The organism is Streptacidiphilus sp. MAP12-33 (genome assembly GCF_041261265.1).
GTDB lineage: Bacteria > Actinomycetota > Actinomycetes > Streptomycetales > Streptomycetaceae > Streptacidiphilus.
Genome location: NZ_JBGCCA010000014.1, coordinates 54,721 through 71,046, shown reverse-complemented (window position 1 = coordinate 71,046; position 16,326 = coordinate 54,721). Strand labels below are relative to the sequence as shown.

The 16,326-nt window shown below is 71.5% G+C and carries 10 protein-coding genes; 5 read left to right on the top strand and 5 right to left on the bottom strand.

Features of this window, described 5'->3' with window-relative positions:
- Positions 1-222: 222 nt before the first annotated feature.
- From cimA to ABH931_RS15970, 4 genes are all read right to left on the bottom strand, one after another.
- Positions 223-1,812, bottom strand: coding sequence for a citramalate synthase (cimA, locus tag ABH931_RS15985; RefSeq protein ID WP_370113642.1), 1,590 nt, complete (start codon positions 1,810-1,812; stop codon positions 223-225).
- A gap of 239 nt (positions 1,813-2,051) precedes the next feature.
- Positions 2,052-3,149 (bottom strand): branched-chain amino acid aminotransferase, encoded by a 1,098-nt coding sequence (locus ABH931_RS15980; RefSeq protein ID WP_370113640.1) that lies wholly within the window; start codon positions 3,147-3,149, stop codon positions 2,052-2,054.
- 186 nt (positions 3,150-3,335) lie between these two features.
- On the bottom strand, positions 3,336-4,382 hold the full coding sequence (locus ABH931_RS15975) for a 3-isopropylmalate dehydrogenase (protein WP_370113638.1): 1,047 nt from the start codon (positions 4,380-4,382) through the stop codon (positions 3,336-3,338).
- A gap of 88 nt (positions 4,383-4,470) precedes the next feature.
- Positions 4,471-7,005: a YfhO family protein gene (locus ABH931_RS15970; RefSeq protein WP_370113637.1), complete on the bottom strand. Its 2,535-nt coding sequence runs from the start codon at positions 7,003-7,005 to the stop codon at positions 4,471-4,473.
- Positions 7,006-7,195: 190 nt separating this feature from the next.
- Between ABH931_RS15970 and ABH931_RS15965 the strand changes: the two genes are divergently transcribed.
- The 5 genes from ABH931_RS15965 (at position 7,196) to ABH931_RS15945 (ending at position 16,012) form a co-directional block, all read left to right on the top strand.
- Positions 7,196-9,490 (top strand): PIG-L family deacetylase, encoded by a 2,295-nt coding sequence (locus ABH931_RS15965; RefSeq protein WP_370113636.1) that lies wholly within the window; start codon positions 7,196-7,198, stop codon positions 9,488-9,490.
- 183 nt (positions 9,491-9,673) lie between these two features.
- Positions 9,674-11,947, top strand: coding sequence for a PIG-L family deacetylase (locus ABH931_RS15960; RefSeq protein WP_370113634.1), 2,274 nt, complete (start codon positions 9,674-9,676; stop codon positions 11,945-11,947).
- Between the two features lie 57 nt (positions 11,948-12,004).
- Complete coding sequence (locus ABH931_RS15955) at positions 12,005-14,614, top strand: YfhO family protein (RefSeq protein WP_370113632.1); 2,610 nt, start codon at positions 12,005-12,007, stop codon at positions 14,612-14,614.
- Between the two features lie 19 nt (positions 14,615-14,633).
- Positions 14,634-15,572, top strand: coding sequence for a glycosyltransferase family 2 protein (locus ABH931_RS15950; RefSeq protein ID WP_370113630.1), 939 nt, complete (start codon positions 14,634-14,636; stop codon positions 15,570-15,572).
- Positions 15,573-15,673: 101 nt separating this feature from the next.
- Positions 15,674-16,012, top strand: coding sequence for a GtrA family protein (locus ABH931_RS15945; RefSeq protein ID WP_370113829.1), 339 nt, complete (start codon positions 15,674-15,676; stop codon positions 16,010-16,012).
- Here ABH931_RS15945 and ABH931_RS15940 read toward each other — a convergent pair.
- The gene (locus ABH931_RS15940) at positions 15,996-16,157 is read right to left on the bottom strand and encodes a hypothetical protein (protein ID WP_370113629.1); all 162 of its coding nucleotides are present in this window, start codon (positions 16,155-16,157) and stop codon (positions 15,996-15,998) included. The genes ABH931_RS15945 and ABH931_RS15940 overlap by 17 nt on opposite strands.
- Positions 16,158-16,326 lie beyond the last annotated feature (169 nt).

Here is a 16,326-nt window from a genome sequence, read left to right as displayed (position 1 = left end):
CCCTTCGGCGTTCCCCGGCGGTGACACCACCACGCGAGGAGCTCTACCCGGACATCGCCTCCGCCGGCGGCCTCCCGGCACGGCGCCACCACGCGCGAGGTCAAGTCGCTCGCGCCGTTCGAGCGGCTGCCGCTGCACGACGTGCCCCCGGGACCAGGTCGGGGCCTCCGTAGAGCCGTGCGGCAACGGTCTGTTCGGCGGCCGTGCCCGAAGGGGGCGTGCTCAGGGGGTGAGGCCCGCCCGGATGAGGCCGTAGGTGTAGGCGTCGTCCAGGGCCTGCCAGGAGGCGCCGACGACGTTCTCCGCCACGCCGACGGTCGACCAGGAGGTCACGCCGTCCGTGGTCTCGATCAGGACGCGGGTCTGGGAGCCCGTGCCGTGCTGGCCCTCCAGGATGCGGACCTTGTAGTCCGTCAGTTCCAGCTTGGCCAGCTGCGGGTAGAAGCGGCCCACGGCGGCCCGCAGAGCGGCGTCCAGGGCGTCGACGGGGCCGTTGCCCTCGCCGGTGGCGACGATGCGCTCACCCTTGGCCCAGAGCTTCACCGTGGCCTCGTTGGCCGTCGTGCCGTCGGCCCGCTGCTCGGCGATCGCGCGCCAGGACTCCAGCGTGAAGAACCGCTCCTGCGCGCCGCGCACCTCCGCCCGGAGCAGCAGCTCGAACGAGGCGTCGGCCGCCTCGAAGGTGTAGCCCGCGAGCTCCTTCTCCTTGACCCGGTCCACGACGCGCCCCGCGAGCTCGCGGTCCGCGGAGAGGTCGTAGCCGAGCTCCTTGCCCTTCAGCTCCACCGAGGCGCGGCCGGCCATGTCGGAGACCAGCATCCGCATGGTGTTGCCGACCAGGGCCGGATCGGTGTGCTGGTACAGGTCCGGGTCCACCTTGATGGCCGAGGCGTGCAGCCCGGCCTTGTGTGCGAACGCGGAGACTCCGACGTACGGCTGGTGCGTCGAGGGGGTGAGGTTGACGACCTCGGCGATCGCGTGCGAGATCCGGGTCATTTCGGCCAGGCGGCCCTCCGGTACCACCCGCCGGTCGTGCTTGAGCTCCAGCGCGCCCACGACCGGGAAGAGGTTCGCGTTGCCGACCCGCTCGCCGTAGCCGTTGGCGGTGCACTGGACGTGCGTCGCGCCCGCGTCCACCGCGGCCAGGGTGTTGGCGACCGCGCAGCCGGTGTCGTCCTGGGCGTGGATGCCGAGCCGCGCGCCGGTCTCGGCCAGGACCTCGGCGACGATCTCGCGGACGCCGCCGGGCAGCATGCCGCCGTTGGTGTCGCAGAGCACCACCACGTCGGCGCCGGCCTCGTGCGCGGCGCGGACGACGGAGAGCGCGTAGGCGCGGTTGGCCTTGTAGCCGTCGAAGAAGTGCTCGCAGTCGATGAACACCCGCTTGCCCCGCGCCCGCAGGTACGCGACGCTGTCGCGGACCATCGCGAGGTTCTCCTCCAGCGTGGTGCGCAGCGCCAGCTCGACGTGGCGGTCGTGGGACTTGGCCACCAGCGTCACCACCGGCGCACCGGAGGCGACCAGCGCCTGCAACTGCGCGTCGTCCTCGGCCGTGCCACCGGCCCGCCGGGTCGCGCCGAACGCGACGAGCTGGGCGTTCTCCAGCTTCAGCTCGTTCGCCGCGCGGGCGAAGAACTCGGTGTCACGCGGGTTGGCGCCCGGCCAGCCGCCCTCGATGAAGCCCACGCCGAACTCGTCCAGGTAGCGGGCGATGGCGAGCTTGTCCGCGACGGTGAGGTTGATGCCCTCACGCTGCGCGCCGTCGCGCAGCGTGGTGTCGAAGACGTGGAATTCGTCGGAGAGGGAACTCATGGCCGGGGATCTCCTGTCGGTGGCTGCTCGTTCAACGAAAAAGACCCCCCGCGGATGCGAGAGGTCTGCACGCTGGCCGGTTCCTGCTGAACACTTCGAAGCAAGGAACTCAGACCTGCGCGCTGCAGCTGATAATCAGTGCGAGCTTGGGCACCTTGGCAGTCTCGCACACCGGCCCACGGGACGGCCGCGCATCTTGCGATGCGAGATACGCGACCGTCCTATGAAATGCCACCGGCTCAGACGATCGGGTGCATCCAGCCGTGGGTGTCCTCGCGCTTGCCGGTCTGCAGGGCCAGCAGGGTCTCGCGGAGCCTCATGGTGACCGCGCCGGGCTTGCCGTCGCCGACCTGCCAGTCGCCGCGGGCGGACTTGACCGAGCCGACCGGGGTGATCACGGCGGCGGTGCCGCAGGCGAAGACCTCGGTGAGGGTGCCGGCGGCGTTGCCGTCGCGCCACTCGTCGGTGGAGATCTTGCGCTCCTCGGTGGCGTAGCCGAGGTCGGCGGCGATGGAGAGCAGCGAGTCGCGGGTGATGCCGGGCAGCAGCGAGCCGGAGAGCTCCGGGGTGACGATGCGGGCGTTCTCGCCCTCGCCGAAGACGAAGTAGAGGTTCATGCCGCCCATCTCCTCGATCCAGCGGCGCTCCACGGCGTCCAGCCAGACGACCTGGTCGCAGCCGTGACCGGCCGCCTGGGCCTGGGCGACCAGCGAGGCGGCGTAGTTGCCGGCGCACTTGGCCGCGCCGGTGCCGCCGGGCGCCGCGCGGACGTACTCCTCGGAGATCCACACCGAGACCGGCTTCACGCCGCCGGAGAAGTAGGCGCCGGCCGGGGAGGCGATCAGCATGAAGAGGTACTCGTTGGCCGGGCGCACGCCGAGACCCACCTCGGTGGCGAACATGAACGGACGCAGGTAGAGGCTGGCCTCCTCCTGGTCCGGCACCCACGCCTGGTCCTGGGTGACCAGGGCCTCGACGGCGGCGACGAACAGCTCCTGCGGCAGCTCCGGCATGGCCAGGCGCGCGGCGGACTTCTGGAAGCGCTGGGCGTTGGCCTCGGGGCGGAAGGTCTGGATCCGGCCGTCGGCGGTGCGGTAGGCCTTGAGGCCCTCGAAGATCGACTGACCGTAGTGGAGCGTCATGTTGGCCGGGTCGATCTCCAGCGGGCCGTACGGCACCAGCTGCGCGTCGTGCCAGCCGCGGCCCTCGGTCCAGCGGATGGTCACCATGTTGTCGGTGAAGAAGCGACCGAAGCCGGGAGAGGCCAGCCGGGCCTCCCGCTCGGCGGCGGTCAGCGGGTGAGCCGAGGGCTTGAGCTCGATAGAGAGGGAGGTCATCGACGTTTGTCCTTCACCGTGTCGTCTAAGGCGGGGTACTCGACCGGGGATCGGTTCCCAGGGTCGATAGTCGCACTGATCGGGTCGTAAGCGACAGCCAGGGCCGGTGGTGAGGAGCGAAAACGCCGAAACACCGGGCCGTCGCCGGCCCGGTGCTGCGTGAAGCGTGCGGAGGGAGCCGGCGGGTCAGCCGGCTACTCGGGCGGCGAGCGCGTCGCCGATCTGGGAGGTGGTGCGCGGAGCGGTGAGCGCGGCGCGCTCGGCCAGGTCGGCGGCGACGGCGGTCTCGATCTTCGCCGCCTCGGCGTCGTAGCCGAGGTGGGTCAGCAGCATGGCGACCGACAGGATCGTCGCGGTCGGGTCGGCCTTGCCCTGGCCGGCGATGTCCGGGGCCGAGCCGTGGACCGGCTCGAACATGGACGGGAAGGCGCCGGAGGGGTTGATGTTGCCCGAGGCGGCCAGGCCGATGCCGCCGGTGACGGCCGCGGCGAGGTCGGTGAGGATGTCGCCGAAGAGGTTGTCGGTGACGATCACGTCGAAGCGCTCGGGCTGGGTGACGAAGAAGATCGTCGCCGCGTCGACGTGCAGGTAGTCGGTGGTGACCTCGGGGTACTCGGCGGCGACCGCGTCGAAGATCCGCTTCCACAGGTGGCCGGCGTGGACCAGCACGTTGTTCTTGTGGACCAGGGTCAGCTTCTTGCGCGGACGCGCCTGGGCGCGGGCGAAGGCGTCGCGCACGACGCGCTCGATGCCGAACGCCGTGTTCAGGCTGACCTCGGTGGCGATCTCCTGGTCGGTGCCGGTGCGCAGCGAGCCGCCGTTGCCGACGTAGGGGCCCTCGGTGCCCTCGCGGACCACGACGAAGTCGATGTCGGGGTCGCCGGCCAGCGGCGAGGCGACACCCGGGAAGAGCTTTCCGGGGCGCAGGTTCACGTGGTGGTCGAACGCGAAGCGCAGCTTCAGCAGCAGCCCGCGCTCCAGCACCCCGGAGGGCACGGACGGGTCGCCGATGGCGCCCAGCAGGATCGCGTCGGCGCCCTTGAGCTCCTCCAGCACGCTGTCCGGCAGGGTCTCGCCGGTGGCGTGGTAGCGGCGGGCGCCGAGGTCGTACTCGGCGGTCTCCACCTTCACGTCGGCGGGGAGAGCCGAGGCGAGGACCTTCAGCCCTTCGGCCACGACCTCCTGGCCGATACCGTCACCAGGGATCACTGCGAGGCGGAGAGTGCGAGACATGCTGTGGACCCTACTCCGCCGTCCAGGCATTGACACGCATTGTCCGCAGTATGGACGAGGCTGCCGACCGGCCTGCTGACGGCCCGCGTCAGGCGTCGGCGGGCGTGCGGCGACGCCACCAGGCCACCGCCAGGACCGCGGCCAGGGCCAGCGCGCCCGCGCCCGTGCCGGCCAGACCGGGGTTGAGGCCGGGCGGGGTGTAGTCGCACGAGAGGTGCTCGGCGCCGCCGTTCGACGAGGAGGCGAGGGGCACGGCCAGCATCCCCCCGAAGGACGAGGGCGTCCTGGCCGCGCCGCCGTTCACCGCGCAGGACCAGCCCTTGACGTCGGTGGTGGCGACGACCGCGGTGCCCGTGGTGCCGGCCGGGAAGGACGCCTCCAGGTGCCCGCCCTGCGCCGTCAGCGTGGTCGGCGCGGTCTGCGCGGAGGCTGCGGTCGCCGCCTTCAGCGCGGGCAGGTCGAGGCAGCCCACCGCGTACTGGGGGATCTGCTGCCCCGCCCGGGGCGTGGTGACCTCGACCGTGCCCCGGCCGTTGGCGGGCATGTCGCCCAGGAAGCGGACACCCGAACTGACCACGGGGTAGGCACCGGTCAGACTCCGGGCCTTCCCGAACGAGGTCACCGTGCCGTTGAAGTAGGGGGCGTAGAGGAACGCGGCGCTGCCGGCCCGGCACTCGAAGCCGAAGGAGCTCGTGGCCCGCGCCTGCACCGGCCAGGCCTGGCTGCCGCCGACGCCGCCCAGTGCGCTCTCCAGGGCGCTGCCGCCGGAGTTCGTCTGACGCAGTGTCGGCACCTGGTAGACGTCCGCCCCGAGCAGGGCCTGCTGGTTCGCCCAGACGGTGCCGGCCGGCGCGCCGTGGGTGTCGGTGCCGTCGCCGCTGTGGACCGTGACCAGCGGCACCGGCGCGACCGCGGCCGGCTTGGCCGTGACCCGGCCGGTCCCGGCGCCCGTCGGGGTCAGCGTCCGGCCGACGGCCAGCAGCGCCTCGGCGACCGGGTCCGTGGGCGGGCTGATGTGCCGCCCGGCCATCGCCCAGGGCAGGCCCAGCTTCTGCAGCGCGGTGGCGGTGACGGCCGGGATGTAGCTGCTGTAGAACGAGCCGCCCTCGGCGTCCATCAGGATCGGGTCGTTGTCGGTCACGAACACCTCGGAGCCGACGTCGAAGCGCTGCGTCGGCCAGGAGTCCGCGGCCTTGATCGCGTCGTAGCCCGAGGCGGTGACGCTGTTCATCGTCGTCCGCGGACCGGTGTAGGCGGGGCGGCCGTCCTGGAGGTTCGTCACGTTGTAGATGCCCAGCGTGGCGCCGGCGAAGACGCCCACGGTCATCAGGCCGCAGACGAGCCGGCGGCGGGCGGGCGCGAGGCCCTCCCGGCCGAGCAGCGCCAGCGCGCCGAGCGCGAGTACGCCACCGACGCCGAGCAGGGTCCAGCTGAGCCAGTTCGCCGTGCGGGTGCCGACGGTGACCAGCGCGAGCAGCGCCAGCAGGCCACCGCCCCCGAGCAGGGCGCGGCGGTCCGGGCGGTTGGCCAGGGCCAGCCAGGCCGCCATCACCATGAAGCCGCTGAGCACGAAGGTCTCCCGCCACGGCACACCGTGCGGGATCGCGAAGCCCTGCCAGATCAGTGCGGTGGCGTGGATCGTGAAGGAGAGCGCGGTCAGCACGATCAGCACGAGCCAGGCGACGCGCGCCCGGACCGGCACCCTGCGCTGGAAGGGCAGGACCAGGACCAGCAGCAGCGCCAGCACGCCGACGAAGACGTTCGGCCCGTTGACCACCGGGTTGACGCCCGGCAGGAACTTGGCCAGGTAGTTCAGCGGCCCCACGGCGACGGATATGACGTAGCTCTCCGAGGGCTGCGCGTCCTTCGACGCGAGACCGGAGACCAGGATGGCGGGCGCGGCCAGGAGCAGGCCGACACCCATCATGGAGGCGGCCCGCCACAGCACCATCAGCCGGCCGCGCAGATCCAGGTCCGTGGCGACGACCAGACGCAGGATCAGCACCAGAGCGGCGCCGAGGGTGGCCATCGCGGCCGAGTAGAAGTTGGCGTACCAGCACAGGCCGACCACGAGGGCGCCCAGCACCCAGCGGCGGCCCTGCAGGCACCAGTCGGCGGCGATGCACAGCATCGGCAGCGCGGCCAGGCCGAACATCCACATCGGCACGATCGAGCCGTCGATGACCGACCAGCCGCAGAGCGCGTAGCCGACCGAGAGCAGGGCACGCAGCCAGCCGGAACCCGGCGCGAGGCGGCCCAGGAAGACGGTCATCATCGCGGCGGCCAGGCCCATGCTCAGCAAGGAGACGAGGAAGACGGGGAAATCGGCCTGCTGTCGCGGGAAGAGGGCCACCAGCAGTGAGAAGGGGTTGGCCAGGTAAGTGAAGTACTCACCGAGAAAGCCGACGCCGTAAGAACTGTTCCAGTTGAAGAACAGGCTGTTGTGTCCGGCGCCGTGGAGCAGGTCCCACAAACCCACGTGGAAAGGCACGTATTGGTTGCGCAGGTCGTTCATGGCCCGCGAGTGGTCACCGAAGGGATACGTTCCGTACATCGCCAGACCGGCGCAGTAGGCCGCCATCGACAGGACCGCCGAAAGGCTCGCCGCCTTGATGCTCCGCAATTCAGCTTCCTGCTCTCGGGACCCATTCGTGACCTTCGGAATGGAACAGTGTAGCGGCCTGCCGCGTCCAGTCACACGTAAGAGCGAGCGCTCCGGGCCTCACCTCGCCCACATCTCCAGGTGGGCTAGGGTTCGGTGCTGCATTGGCTGATTGACAACTCCGGCACAGCTCGAAGGAGACACGTCTCACATGGCAGAAGGCATCACCAGCCGTCTGGCGGGGGGACTGACGAGGCGTCGCGCCCTGTGGTTGGGCGGTGGTGCCGCGGCGGCGACGGTGGTGGGCATCTCCGCACGCGAGCTGTTCCAGGGAGTCTCCGCGTCGTCCGCGCACGCGGGAGCGACGCCTCCGAGTGTTGTCTCGCCGATAGGGCAGAGCACGGGTACCGCCTTCGTGCACGTGATCGCGCACGCCGACGACAGCCTCTACTTCCACGACCCCGAGCTGGCGCTCGCCATGAAGTCGGGTCACTCGTGCGTGGTGGTCTGCCTGACCGGGGGCGAGTCGGACGGCTACAACGGCCTGGAGGGCAACGAGCTCCACGGCAGGAACCAGCCGCACGCGCCCGGCCCGCGCAACCGGCCGGCCTATGCCCGCGCCCGGATGAACGCGCTGCGGCGGGCGATGGCCTTCATAGCCACCGGCGACCTGCGGAGCCCGTGGGCGATCGACGCCGGTGAGCTGGTGGCCGGCCGCCAGGTGGAGGTCAACACCCTGGAGGCCGCGCCCAACGTCAAGCTGTACTGGCTTCAGCTGCGCGAGAACCGCACGATCGGCAATCCCGTACCGGACAGCCTGCGCGGGCTGTACCTCGGTGCCACGCAGACCCTGGAGACCATCCAGCCGCAGGAGAGCCCGGTCCCGGGTTCCTACCAGTACACCCGCCAGCAGGTCGTCGACTCGCTCAAGGCGGTCTTCCGCCTCTACCGCCCGTCGGTGGTGCGGACCCTGGACGCCAACCCGATCCACCGGTTCAGCCAGCCGCCGAACTTCGGCAACGGCAAGCAGCCGCCGGTGCCCCAGCTGCAACTGCCGGTCTACACCGACCACGCGGACCACATCTACTCGGCTCTCTTCGCCCAGCAGGCGCTCGACGAGTACTGGGCCGAGGACCAGCAGACCCGGGTCTGCCTCGTCGAGACCTACCGCGGCTACGTCAACGAGTTCCTGCCGTGGAATCTCGGTCCCGCCGTCCTCGACCCGAAGCGCGAGGCGCTGCAGATCTACGCCGGCATGGGCGTGCCGGCCGGCTCCTGCACCGACCCGGCCGGCTGTGCGGACCGCAAGCTGAGCCCCTGGGACGTCACCCAGCGCTGGGCACGCAGCACCCGTTACGTCGCGCCCGGCGCCCCCGACTGGGTCGCCCGGCTGGGCGACGGCAGGCTGGCCGCGTTCGCACTGCTGAGCGGCACGGCCGTGCAGTGGGTGCAGCGCAAGGCCGGGGAGGACGGCTGGGACGGACCGATGCGCGTCGGCGGCTCCGGGTTCTCCGGCCAGATATCCGCGGTGCTGATGCCCGACGGCAGGCTCGCGCTGTTCACCGTCCGCATGGTGCTCGACCCGGACCCGCACCGGTCCACCCGCCAGGTGGTCAGCGCGGTGCAGACCAGCGCGCCGGGCAAGCCGCTCGTCTTCGGGAACTGGGAGATCCTGGGCTGCCCGGACGCCGACCCGGTCCAGGCCATGGAGATGGGTTTCCCGGCCGTCACCGTGGACAGCGCGGGCAACCTGCACGTCTTCGTCCGGAACTTCTCCGGCGGGGTCAGCGTGCGCACGCGCGACAGCGACGCGACCTGGCAGCCCTGGGCCAACCTGTCCGCCAACATCCCGAGCTTCGGCCAGATCGGCATCCAGGACGGACTGGCCGCCGTGGCCACCCCGGACGGCTCGGTGCACGTCTTCGCGCCGAGCACCAGGACACTGGCCCACTGGGTCTCCCCCACGCCGGGTGCCGTCCCGCGTCCGGTCGCCGTCGTGGGGCTGCCGCTCTCCTCCGGGCCGGTCAACGGGCAGGTGCTGGCCGACGGCACGATCCGGCTGCTGTACCGCGAGCCCTCGACGACCCGGATCATCGTCGCCGAGCTGCCGCCGAAGGGCACCGCCTGGCGGGTGTCCGACAAGCTGCCGAACGCCGGTGGCTACGGCCTGGTCGTGGGTCGGCAGACCGGCCTGGCCGGCGCCCCGGCCGGTGTGGCGTTGGTCACCCGGAACGACGACGGCGGGGTCGCCGCCGCGACCTCCGGGGCAGCCGCTCTGCCGGCCGCCTGGCAGTCGGACGAGGCCTTCGTGGTGCACGTGCCCGGCCTGGCCGTGGACGCGAAGGGCCGGGCCGTGGCCGTCGCGCTGCACAGCGACGGCGGGCTCCACCTCGCCCGCCAGACCTCGCCCGCGCCCGGCGCGCCGTTCACCGACTGGGCGCCCGCCTCGTCCGCGACCCTGGGCGGCGGAACCCCGGCCGGGTCGGCGACCCGCGAGCCGGTCTGACCGGCCGGCGGGGATCGGTCGGAACCGAACCAACCCTTCCCGGCGTCCTCTTGATGAACGCAGGGCAAGGGACGTGGGAACGCGCTCTTACCGTGCGTTCTTGCACGACTGTCTTATCGTGCAACGAGAGACAAACCCGCCACGAACGAGTTCGTACGTGCTGAGTGACGAAGGCCCCCACCCATGACGAAGTTCCGCCCGGCGGATCCCCTGACCCGTCGCCGCGCACTTCAGCTCGGTGGTGGTGCGGCCGTCACGGTACTCGCGGGAGCCGGCCTGTGGGAACTCCTCCCCGGGGCGGCCGGGCCGGACAGCCAGGGGGACGGGGGCACGACCTCGCCCACCCCGATCGGTGCGGTGACCACCGGCGCCTCCTACGTCCACGTCATCGCGCACGCCGACGACGGGCTCTACTTCCACAATCCCGACCTGTCGCTCTCGCTCAGGGCAGCGGCGGCGGGCGGGGCGAACTCGGTCACGCTGTGCCTGACCGGCGGCGAGTCGGACGGCCTGAACATCTACCACACCCGGATGCACAAGGGCGGGAAGTACCGGTCCAACCGGCCCGGCTTCGTCCGCGCCCGGATGAACGGCCTGCGCGCGGCCCACTCGCAGATGGTGACCGGCCGCTGGGACGCTCCCTGGGACATCGAGGCCACCGAGCTGATACCCGGCTTCGAGGTCGAGATCAACACCCTGCGCGACTACCCGCACGTCCAGCTGGTCTGGATGGAGCTGCGCGAGAGCCGCTCGGTGGCCATGGCCAACGCCACCAGCCTGCGCGGGCTGTGGCTGGGCGCCGGGCAGGCGCTGCCCACGCTGGTTCCCGCGGAGGGGCCGGTCCAGTCGGAGTACACCTACAGCCGCCAGAACGTGATCGACTCCATCGTCGCGGTCTACCGGCGCTGGAACCCGACCGTGGTGCGCACCCTGGATCCGAACCCGATCCACATCCCCACCCCGCCCAAGAACTTCGGCGGCGGCGCCAAGCCGCCGGTGCCGGATCTGCGGGTGCCGCTCTACCTGGACCACCAGGACCACACCTACTCGGCCTACTTCGCCCACCAGGCCCTGCAGGACTACTGGGCCTCGGCGCAGCGTCCGCGCGCCTGCAGCGTCGAGTCGTTCCGCGGCTACGTCACCGCTAACCTGCCGGTCAACCTCGGCCCCGCGGTGCTGCGCGGCAAGCAGGCCGCCCTCGACGTCTACGGCTGGAGCGACAACCGCGACTGCGGCGACCCGGCCGGCTGCGGCGACCTGAAGGTCGGCTCGGCAGGGGCGCACAACAGCTGGTCGCGCAGCACGCGCACCACCGCCCCCGGCGCCACCGACTGGTCGGCGCGACTCCCCGACGGGCGGCTTGCCGCCTTCGCCGTACTGAGCGGCAAGGCCGTCCAGTGGGTGGAGCGCACCGCCGGCCACAACGCCTGGATCGGGCCCGTCGCCGTCGGCCCGACGGACGGAGTGGGCCTCGCCGGGCAGCTGTCCGCCGTACGGCAGCAGGACGGATCGATCGCCCTGTTCGGCGTGCGGACCAGCTTCGACACCGGCCTGCAGCGGCAGCGCCGCGAGGTGGTGACCTGCGTCCAGCAGAACGCCACGCGGGGCGGCACGCCGGGCTTCGGGCCGTGGCAGAGCCTCGGTACCCCGTGGAACGACCCGGAGAAGTCGCTGGAGATGGGCTTTCCCGCCGTCGTGCTCGACTCCTCCGGGGCGCTGAACCTGGTGGTCCGCGACTGGACCGGCTCGGTGAGCGTGCGGCGCCGGCCGGCCGGTGGCGCCTGGACCGACTGGGTCTCCGCTCCTGCGCCCGACGGGCTCGCCGACAAGGGCTACGTCGGCGTGCTCGACGGATTGGGCCTGACCACTTCGCCGGACGGCAACCTGCATGTCTTCGCCGCGGCGCCGAAGTCCGTGGTCCAGTGGTCGACGCAGTCCCCCGGCGGCCCGCTTCGGCCGGGCGCGCCGACCGGCCTGCCCGGCTCCTGCGACGCGCTCACCGCGCTGACCCTCGCCGACGGCACCATCCGCCTGGTCTACCGCGAGCCGGTGAGCGCCCGGGTGCTGATCGCCGACCAGAAGCCCGGCCAGAGCAAGTGGACGGTGACCGACACCCCGGACGGCGTCGGCGGTTACGGCCGGATCGCGGCCCTGACCCGGACCGGGGCGGCCGCGCCGGGCCTGGTCCTGGCCGCGCGCGACGACTCGGGCCAGGTGGCCGCCGCGAGCTCGACGGGCGCGCCGAGCGCCTGGAGCCACGGCGGGCCGTTCCATGTCCACTCGCCTAGCCTGATCGAGGACGCCTCGGGCCGACCCGTCGCCCTCACGCTCGGCCCCGACGGCCGGCTGGCCGTCTCGCGGGCCGCCACGGCCGCGGCCACCGCGGCCCTGGGCGCGTGGCAGGTCGTCGGCGACACCGACACGCAAGAGACGTCGACCACGAGTCGTTCGAGCTGACGCGGCCGACCGAGGGCCTCAGGTCCGGGCTGCACAGGTAGGGAGTTGGAAAGAACGGTGCATACCACCGGCCCGTCCGTCGATCAGCGGGCGCAGCGCGACGTGTCCACCGGCGGCGCCCCCGTGGCGCCGCGGGCTCTCCGCCCCCGGCAGGAGCTGCGGGCCGGACTGTTCGCGGCCGTGCTGGCGATGGGCGCGTACTGCGTCGCCATGGCCGTGCGCGGCACCTACCCCTTCGGCGCCCGCGGCCGGGCCATCAACGACCTCGGCAACCAGTTCGTCCCGTTCTACGCACATTTCTGGGACCTCCTGCACGGCAAGGGCGGCGGCGATCTCCTCTACAACTGGAGCAGCGCCTTCGGTGTCCCCTACCTCGGCGACTTCTTCACCTACCTGGCCAACCCCTTCTCCTGGCTGACCCCGCTGTTCCCGCGCGACGCGGTGAACATGCCGGTCTTCCTGACCACGCTGCTGAGCATCGGCCTGGGCACCGGGCTGATGACGCACTGGCTGGGCCGGGTTCGACCAGGTTCGGCGTGGCTGCGGGCGCTGCTCGCCGTGGGCTTCGGGCTGTGCGCCTGGGCGGTGAACGAGGGCTCGCCGGATCCGATGTGGTCCTGGGGCCTGGTCTCGGTGCCGCTGATCGGCATCGCGGTGGACTGGGCGCTGCGGGGGCGCCACTGGGTTCTCGCCCCCCTGCTGGTGGCGGTGGGCTGGTTCGGCAACTTCTACACGGCCGCCATGGCGACGCTCGCCGCCGGGCTGATCGCACTGGTCCGCGTGCTCCTGTGGGACGCGGGCCTGCGGACCAAGGTGCTCGGGCTGCTGCGCGCGGCGGCGGCGATCGCGATCGGCGTGGCGCTGGTGGCGCCCGTGCTGCTGGTCTCCTACGAGTCCAGCAAGCTGGCGTCCCCGATGCCGCCCGCGCCGATCCGGCTGCCGAGCTTCGTCGACCAGGTGGCCTGGCTGCTGCCGGCGGTCCGCTACCAGTTCGCCGGGCCGGACACCGCGGTCGGCATGCTCGCCCTGCTGCTCTGCCTCACCTTCCCGTTCATGCGCCGGGTGCCGGTGCGCGAGCGGATCGCCTGGACGGCGCTGCTCGTCGTCACCTGGGCCAGCATGATCTTCCAGCCCACCCTGATCCTCTGGCACGGCGGTGCGGCGCCCAACGGCAGCCCGTTCCGCGAGGCCTTCGTCTACAGCGCGATGCTGGTCACCGTCGCCTGGCTGGCGCTCAGCCGCCGCCCGGCCCTGAAGGAGCTGCTCGGCGGGGCGGCGCTGATCGTGGTCGTCGTGGTCTGCGCCGTGTTCGGCACCGTGCACGGCTCGCGTGAGCTCGAGTACATGCTCCCGACCGTGGTGGTCGGCGGCCTGCTGGCGATCGCCGGGGTCGAGGCACTGCGCAGGTCCCGGGGCCACGCCCGGGCCACGCGGGTGGTCGGTGCGGCCCTCGCGCTGACCGTCTTCGCGGGCGGGGTCGTCCAGGTCTACTCCCTGGACGCGCTGCGCGACCGCCACCGGCCCTTCTTCGCGCCGAAGGCCACCGTGAACGCGCAGACCAAGGCGGCCGCGGCGGCGCTGGCGGCCACGGACCACTGGCCGGTCTCCCGGACCGACCCGGGACCGCACTCCTTCGCCGACAACGACTCCCAGCTGCTGGGCGGCCAGGGCGGCGACTACTACAGCAGCTACGTGCCGGCCCAGACCGCGGTCGCGATGGGCCGGCTGGGCCTGATGTACACGATGGCGGGCCGCCACGTGTTCAGCCCCGACGACCCGGCCGGCCGGGCGGTCTTCGGTGTCACCAGCTACCTGCAGGACGCCTCCTCCGATCCGAACAACGCGAACGGGTTCGTCCAGCGCCACCAGACCGCCTCGCCGCTGCTGACGGTGCACCCGCACGGCCCGGCCGGTGCCGCGGCCACCACGCCGTTCCAGCGGCTCGACGACCTGCTGGGCGCGACCGTCTGGGAGGTGCCGAAGCTCACCCAGACCGCCGGCGCACCGGCGGAGTTCCGGTCCGACGGCCAGCTGGTGGTGCCGGGCACCAAGGCGGGGCAGACGGTCCCGACGTTCACCGCGAGCTGCCCGGTCGGCTCCGAGGTGCACGTCAACAGCGGCTTCGTCAGCGGCACGATCACCGTGAACGGCACCTCGGCGGCCGTACTCGGCTCCTACCCCCTGACCAAGTACGGCCTCCCGGGCTTCGGCACGGTCGGCGCCGACGGCAAGATCACCATGACCGTCCGCTCGCCGCGCCCGCAGACCTTCCTGGCGGCGCAGATCGGCTGCCTGGACCTGGCCAAGCTCGACGCGGCCGTGGCCGCGCAGCACGCGAGCGGACCCACCGAGTTCCAGGTCTCCGGGCACGGCTTCTCGGCCCGGCTCCCCCGCGGCAGCACCGGCTACGCGGTGTTCGCGAGCACCGTCCGCACCGGCTGGAGCTGCTCGGTCGACGGCTCCGCAGCGGTCTCCCCGGTCGACTACGATGGGCTGTTCGGTATTCCCTTGGGCCCCTCCGGTGCGAGCAAGCTGTCCTGCACATACACTCCCCCCGGAGTCAGGACCGGTGCCATCGGCACCGGCATCGGCCTGATGGGGCTGCTCGTCCCGCCCGGCTACCTCTGGGTCCGCCGTCGTTTCCCGCTTTTCCGTCCCCCAGCTTGATGAGACCCGGAATCGCCACATGAGACTGTCGATCGTCGTCCCCTGCTACAACGAGGAAGCTGTCCTGCAGCTCTTCGACGCCAAGATCCGCGAGACCTTGGACGAGCTCCCCATCGAGTACGAGGTCTGCTACGTCGACGACGGCAGCCGTGACGGCACCCTGAACCTGCTGCGCACGCTGGCCAAGGACAACCCCGAGACCACCCGGTACGTCTCCTTCAGCCGCAACTTCGGCAAGGAGGCCGGGATGCTGGCCGGTCTCCAGGAGGCCACCGGCGACGCCGTGGTGCTCATGGACGCGGACCTGCAGCACCCGCCCGCGCTGATCCCGCGGATGCTGGAGCTCTACCAGCACGGTCACGACCAGGTGATAGCCCGGCGCACCCGGGACGGCGACAAGTTCGTCCGGACCCTGTTCAGCAAGCTGTACTACCGCCTCATCAACCGCGCGGTGGACGTGGAGCTGACCGACGGCGTCGGTGACTTCCGGCTGCTGTCGCGCCAGGCGGTGGACGCGCTGCTGTCGCTGCAGGAGTACAACCGGTTCTCCAAGGGCCTGTTCTCCTGGATCGGCTTCGACACCGTCACCTTCGACTACCAGAACGCCAGCCGCGAGGCTGGCGAGACCAAGTGGCGCTTCAGCTCGCTGCTGAACTACGCCATCGACGGTCTGATCTCCTTCAACAACCGTCCGCTGCGTCTCGGGATCCACGTCGGCCTGCTGCTGAGCGCGCTGGCGTTCGCCTACGCCGCCGTCATCACCGTGCTGGCCATCGTCAACGGGATCACCGCGCCCGGTTACGTCACCCTGCTCGTGGCGATCGTCGGCCTCGGCGGCCTGCAGATGGCCATGATCGGGCTGGTCGGCGAGTACATCGGCCGCATCTACTACGAGACCAAGCGGCGCCCGCACTTCCTGGTCAAGGAGCGCGCGGGGGATCGGCTGGAACGGCGGTGACGACGGTGACCACCGACACGTCCGCGGAGTCCTCGGCGTCCAGCGCGGCCGAGCAGCCGCGCGTGGGCCGGAAGGACCTCTGGCAGATCATCAAGTTCGGCATGGTCGGCGGCGTCAACACGGCGACCTTCTACGCGTCGTACCTGCTGCTGCACCCGCACATGCCGTACTTCCTGGCCTACACGATCGCGTTCGTGCTCAGCATGATCGGGTCGTTCTTCATGAACACCTACTTCACCTACCGGACGAAGCCCACCTGGGCGAAGTTCATCCGGTTCCCGCTGACGAACGTGACCAACTACGTGATCACGAGCGTCGGCACGGTGGTGCTGGTGAACGGGTGCGGCATGAGCGACAAGATCGCTCCGCTGGTGGCGGCGCTCGCCGCGATCCCGTTCACCTTCGTGCTGTCGCGGAAGATCCTCACCAGGACGGCGTAGCGATCCCGCTGTCGGCCTGCAGCTCGTGCCCGGTGGCGCCGCCGTTGTCGCGGCGGTCCAGGGCACGCTGCAGGGCGGCGGCGGCCTGCGCGCGGTCCTTGGCGGTGGCGGGGGTACGACGGGTACGCGTCTTCACAGCGTGCATGGGGAGACTCCTGGGGAGAGTTCGTGCGGTCCGTTTTCGTGAATGCGGGCCGGACAGGGGTCTCCTGCGCTGAGGCCGAACCGGATCAGGCCGTGGATACGGCAGACCGTCCGGTTGCTTGTCATTTCACGGTACGACAGCGGGCAGCAACTGTCTCCAGAGATACTCG

Coding starts and splice junctions, on each gene's coding strand:
- ABH931_RS15965 (WP_370113636.1), top strand. CDS start 7,196: ATGGCAGAAGGCATCACCAGCCGTCTGGCGGGGGGACTGACGAGGCGT.
- ABH931_RS15945 (WP_370113829.1), top strand. CDS start 15,674: ATGGTCGGCGGCGTCAACACGGCGACCTTCTACGCGTCGTACCTGCTG.
- ABH931_RS15960 (WP_370113634.1), top strand. CDS start 9,674: ATGACGAAGTTCCGCCCGGCGGATCCCCTGACCCGTCGCCGCGCACTT.
- cimA (WP_370113642.1), bottom strand. CDS start 1,812: ATGAGTTCCCTCTCCGACGAATTCCACGTCTTCGACACCACGCTGCGC.
- ABH931_RS15950 (WP_370113630.1), top strand. CDS start 14,634: ATGAGACTGTCGATCGTCGTCCCCTGCTACAACGAGGAAGCTGTCCTG.
- ABH931_RS15975 (WP_370113638.1), bottom strand. CDS start 4,382: ATGTCTCGCACTCTCCGCCTCGCAGTGATCCCTGGTGACGGTATCGGC.
- ABH931_RS15940 (WP_370113629.1), bottom strand. CDS start 16,157: ATGCACGCTGTGAAGACGCGTACCCGTCGTACCCCCGCCACCGCCAAG.
- ABH931_RS15980 (WP_370113640.1), bottom strand. CDS start 3,149: ATGACCTCCCTCTCTATCGAGCTCAAGCCCTCGGCTCACCCGCTGACC.